The 4,628-nt window shown below is 67.9% G+C and carries 4 protein-coding genes; 2 read left to right on the forward strand and 2 right to left on the reverse strand.

Going from position 1 to position 4,628, the window contains the following annotated elements:
• Nucleotides 1-19: 19 nt before the first annotated feature.
• On the reverse strand, nucleotides 20-238 hold the full coding sequence (locus tag ABD160_RS33000) for a hypothetical protein (protein ID WP_344030600.1): 219 nt from the start codon (nucleotides 236-238) through the stop codon (nucleotides 20-22).
• A gap of 270 nt (nucleotides 239-508) precedes the next feature.
• Here ABD160_RS33000 and ABD160_RS33005 point away from each other — a divergent pair, with 270 nt between their 5' ends.
• Complete coding sequence (locus ABD160_RS33005) at nucleotides 509-1,555, forward strand: site-specific integrase (protein ID WP_344030603.1); 1,047 nt, start codon at nucleotides 509-511, stop codon at nucleotides 1,553-1,555.
• Between the two features lie 37 nt (nucleotides 1,556-1,592).
• Here ABD160_RS33005 and ABD160_RS33010 read toward each other — a convergent pair whose 3' ends face one another.
• Nucleotides 1,593-2,522 carry a methylenetetrahydrofolate reductase gene (locus ABD160_RS33010; protein WP_344030606.1) on the reverse strand — a complete coding sequence of 310 codons (930 nt, stop codon included), beginning with the start codon at nucleotides 2,520-2,522 and terminating at the stop codon, nucleotides 1,593-1,595.
• 155 nt (nucleotides 2,523-2,677) lie between these two features.
• Here ABD160_RS33010 and ABD160_RS33015 point away from each other — a divergent pair, with 155 nt between their 5' ends.
• A complete protein-coding gene (locus ABD160_RS33015) occupies nucleotides 2,678-3,520 on the forward strand; it encodes a phosphotransferase (protein WP_344030608.1) in 843 nt (280 codons plus the stop codon).
• Nucleotides 3,521-4,628: the final 1,108 nt, after the last annotated feature.

Raw genomic sequence — 4,628 nt, forward strand, 5'->3', positions numbered from 1 at the left:
TCTGGCCGCGCCAGGGTGGTCACTTCCACCGATCAGAACTGGTCATTTTCGCTGAGCGCCAGCACGAGTAGGTGGTCGACGTGGCCGTGGTGGACGCTGCCGCGCGGGTGGCGCCCTCGTCGTCCTCGTCATCGACGGCGGCGACGCCCACGATCCCGACCAGCACCGGGGCCGCCACGACGGCCAGTGCGCCTTTCGCGACTGGCCCGTTGTCGTCGAGTTTCGAGTCGACCTTCAAGAATCGGGGCGCCAGCAGATACCGCAGCGACGGGGGCTAACGATCGGGTCCTCCTGGGGGTGTGATCCTCGCCCGGCCAGGCGAGCACGACCGATGTGGTGGTCGGGGATGCCGGGGTGGCAGGGCGGCGGGCCGATCGGCGAAAAGGTCCGGCACCCCCATATCGGGTGTTCGACTCGGCGCGTCCACACCACCCAGCCGTGGATCATCAGGATTGACAAGCTCCGAGGTGGCATCGGGGCCTGCCTGGATCGGCTACGGTCGCTGACCGTGTCCGATGCCCTGTCCCACGAGCTCACCGCCGCGGTGACGGGCACCGCCGACCAGGCGCCGCCACCCAGCACCCTTGGCCTCGCCGGTGAGCAACTCTCGCCCGAGGAGGCCGCCTACGCGCGCGCGTCGAAGGCCGACGCGACCGTGGCCGCCTACCGGGCGGACTGGCGCGAATTCTGCGACTGGTGCACCCGCGAGGGCCACTCCCCCGCCCCCGCACCGCCGGCCGCGGTCAGCGGCTACCTCGCCACCCTCGCCCGCGCCGGTGCGAAGGTGTCGACGATGAGCCGGCGGATGGCGGCGATCCGGTTCTTCCACTCCGTGCAGGACCTGCCCGACCCGACCAGCCCTGCCCGGGTCACCACGGTCTGGGAGGGGATCCGCCGCACCCACGGCGCCCCGCCCGAGCAGGCTCGCCCGCTGATGCCGCCGCAGCTGTTCGACCTGGTCGCCGCGACCGCCACCGTCCGGGCGTTCCGGAGCCGCCCGCCGGAGCCGGACCTGGCAGGTGCCCGCGACCGGGCGATGCTGTTGGTCGGGTTCTTCTCCGCGCTGCGTTGCTCGGAACTGTGCGCGCTGACCGTCGACAACGTCCTGCCCCACGAACGCGGCCGCACCCTGGTCATCGCTTCGTCGAAGACCAACCAGCGCGGCGAGCAGACCGAACTCGTCGTGCTCCCCTTCGCCTCGCATCCCGACGCCTGCCCGGTCCGGGCCCTCGACACCTGGCTGGAACTGTCCGGGATCACCGAGGGCCCCGTGCTGCGCCGGGTCTCCACCGGCAACCGGGTCGCGGCCGCCCCGCTGCACCGGGGCTCAGTGAACCGCCGGATCACCGACCTCGCCGCCCGCGCCGGGCACGGCGAGCACGGCTACTCACCACACTCCCTGCGCGCCGGATTCGTCACCTGGGCCCACCTACGCGGCGCCTCCGACCGCGAGATCGCCGCCCAGACCCGGCACCGCTCCCTGGCTTCGGTCGGTACCTACGTGCGCGTCGAGACCGCCTGGCTAGCGAACGCCGCGACCAACATGGGGCTGTAGCGGCGTCCGCCCTCCCCCCCAGGTGGGGCACTGTGAGTCAGCGGTGCGGTCGGTGTAGTTCCTGCCCCAGCCGCGCGGCAAGCTGTACGGCCTGCTCGATCTCGGCGCGGCGGCTGGACACACTCTCGATGTTGAGCCCGAACGGGACACCGAGCCGCCGGCAGTAGGCGATGAGATCGAGCGCGCAGGACAGGGACTGGTCGTAGGAGGTGGTGAGCACGTCGTCGGAGTGCAGCAGATCGTTCTGGATCCAGCGCGGCACCTCGACTCCGAGCCAACTCAGGAACTCCAGAGTCTTCGTCGAGCCCACGACGGTGAAGGTGAACGCGATCGGCGCCGGGGCGACGCCGCGGGCGTCGCACTCGAAGCGGTAGTCGGAGACGACGTTCTTCGCCGCGTTCACGTCGTAGACGACCTGGGTGATGAAGAACCTGCACCCGGCGTCCTGCTTCGCGAGCAGCCGCAGGTGCTCGTCGCCGCTGCGGGTGTGTCGTTCCGGGATGGCGACGCCACCGACCGCGAGCTCCGGGCTTGCCTGGGCACGCAGTGCGTGGGCTTGCTTCAGCGACATCGCGACCTCCTTGTCCCGCGAGGAGGCACCGACGAACACCGACAACACCTGCTCGGGATCCTGGGCGTCAAGCCAGGGCCGCAGATCGGCTTCGGGATACTTCCCCACCACCCGGTAGATCACGGCCGGTGCGGTCCAGGTGGTGAGGTACCGCGCGAGGTAGTCGGCCGGGTCCAACGTCGAGACGAACGGAAACGGCCGCTGGTCGGCGTTGCGGTCGCTCTCGTCGTCGATGTCGTAGAGCACGAGACCATCGAGCCCCAGCGGGCGCAGCCGAGCCACCGTGGCCTCGGCGATCTCCTGGGCCCGCTGCGGCGAGTTAGACCGCCGGGGCGGGGTCACCGCGAAGAGCAGGAACTCGCCGTGACGTTCCGAGATGCGCCGCCGAAGATCCACGACGACGACCGTAGAGGTCGGCTACCGGCACCGTCGACACCATCGCTTCACGGAGGCTCTTCACGAGGCGTGCAGAGCGAGAGTGCGGGTGGTCTCCGACGAGTGCGCGGGCTGGTCTGGTCTCGGTGTCGGCAAGCCCCGCTACGGTTTGACGCGTGTCTCAGACCGAGCCGGAGATCACCGCGGGACTCGTCCGCGAGCTGCTGCAGGATCAGCGCCCCGATCTGGCAGGCCTGCTCCTCGGTGAGGTCGAGGGCGGCTGGGGTAACCAGATGTGGCGCCTCGGGGACGACCTCGCGGTGCGGATCCAACGCATGGACACCACCCCGGAGCCCCAGCTCAAGGAACAGCGATGGCTACCGCAGCTCGCCCCGCATCTGCCGTTGCCGATCCCCGTCCCGGTCCGCACCGGCACACCATGCGAGCGCTTCGGCAAGCTCTGGACCGTCATGACCTGGGTGCCAGGCTGCCCGCTGGACCAGGGGGTGATCGCCCGGCCCGAGCACGCCGCCGACACCCTCGCCGCGTTCCTCCAGGCTCTGCACGTTCCAGCACCGGACGACGCACCCGGTGATGACCTGGGGATCGGCGCCCACCCCTGCGACAGCACTGGCGGCTTCGAGCACTTTCTGGGCTCTATCGACACGGCGATCAAGCTCGTGCGCCGGCGCCGACCACTGCGACCGGGCGGACGGTGGAGGACCGTCACCGTCTACGCGATCACCAGCCTGACCGGCTTCGACGCCGACCCGGGCCTGCTCGCGCGCTGGATCCGGGGCCACTGGGGCATCGAGAACCGGCTGCACTGGGTCCGCGACGTCACCTACGACGAGGACCGCTCCACGGTCCGCACCGGCGACGCCCCACAGGTCATGGCCGCCTTCCGCAACCTGGCGATCACCACCCTGCGGCTATCGGGCGCGACCAACATCGCCGCCGCGCTACGCCACCACGCCCGCGACACCCTCCGCCCGCTGAGCACATTCAAGATCACCTGACAACTTTGCCGGGACCCTGGCTCCTTCAGGGATGACCGGCATCATCGTCGCGCGCACGTGCCCAGAACCGTCACGAGCTGCGGAAGCCAGGCCAGTGCGAGGTCGAGAATAGTGAGCGAACGTTGCATCAATAAACGCCCCGGTGCTCAAGATTAGGGATTGTGCTTGCAGTCCTGGCAGTTCGTCAGTCACGCTGGCCTCTAAGGCTAACCTGCACGAAAGGTGGTCGTGTGGTGGTGGGCCGTGTCCGGATGTACTGGGATGCCAAGGCGGATTCGGAGGGCTTAACCGGGGGCTCGAGCTACTCACTAGCAGCGCCAACTGGCACCCGAGTGCCCATAATGATCTACGGCTGGAGTACAGCCCATCCAGCGGGTATGAGGATGTACGGCGTCATCGCTACCCAACAGTATCCACGCATGCGAAGAAGTTCCGGGGTTCGAGAAGTAGTTTCGAGTCTAGAGAGCAAACGCTAATGTATATAGGGAGCCAGAGGTGACCGAACAAACGATCGTACCGCCCTCGTGGATTGGTCACCGGCTAGGGTTGGCCCCGCCACCAGTACGATCGATAGGGAATGCCAACATCGAACACTCCCGCCTCCACGACGATGCCGGTTACACGCCCCAGCAGACAAACAGACCGCCACAGAGTCTCAAGGGTCCGATCGAGTCAGGCAGGCTGCCAGGAACACAGGCGCTCCGCGTTGTCGACTTCACGACGAAACTGGAATACCGCGTCGTCCTAGAGGGCGAATCACTCGCGCAAATTCGGCGCGCCATACCAAGGGTACCCGGACAAAGTAGGCCCGGGATGACCCCAGAGCTTAGGGAGCTTCTAGCACTTGCCGGTCCGCCTGCTTCGCGGATCGTTATCGGCCGCGAGGACACGCGTACTCGAATCCAGCCAACGACAGTATTTCCGTACAGTGAGCCTTTGCCAACCTGATGGACGAGCAGGTCAGCTGGCGTGCGGCGTGGCGTGACCTCGAAAGGGTGAAGCTCCTGGTAGACGGGCGATTGCCTAGATCAATCCGCCTGACCAGGCCCGCGTTCCGCGTAATTCGGAAGGCCTAGAGCCGCGATGTGGGTCTTGACCTGGGGGGATG

Source organism: Pseudonocardia kongjuensis, assembly GCF_039526905.1.
Classification (GTDB): Bacteria; Actinomycetota; Actinomycetes; order Mycobacteriales; family Pseudonocardiaceae; genus Pseudonocardia; species Pseudonocardia kongjuensis.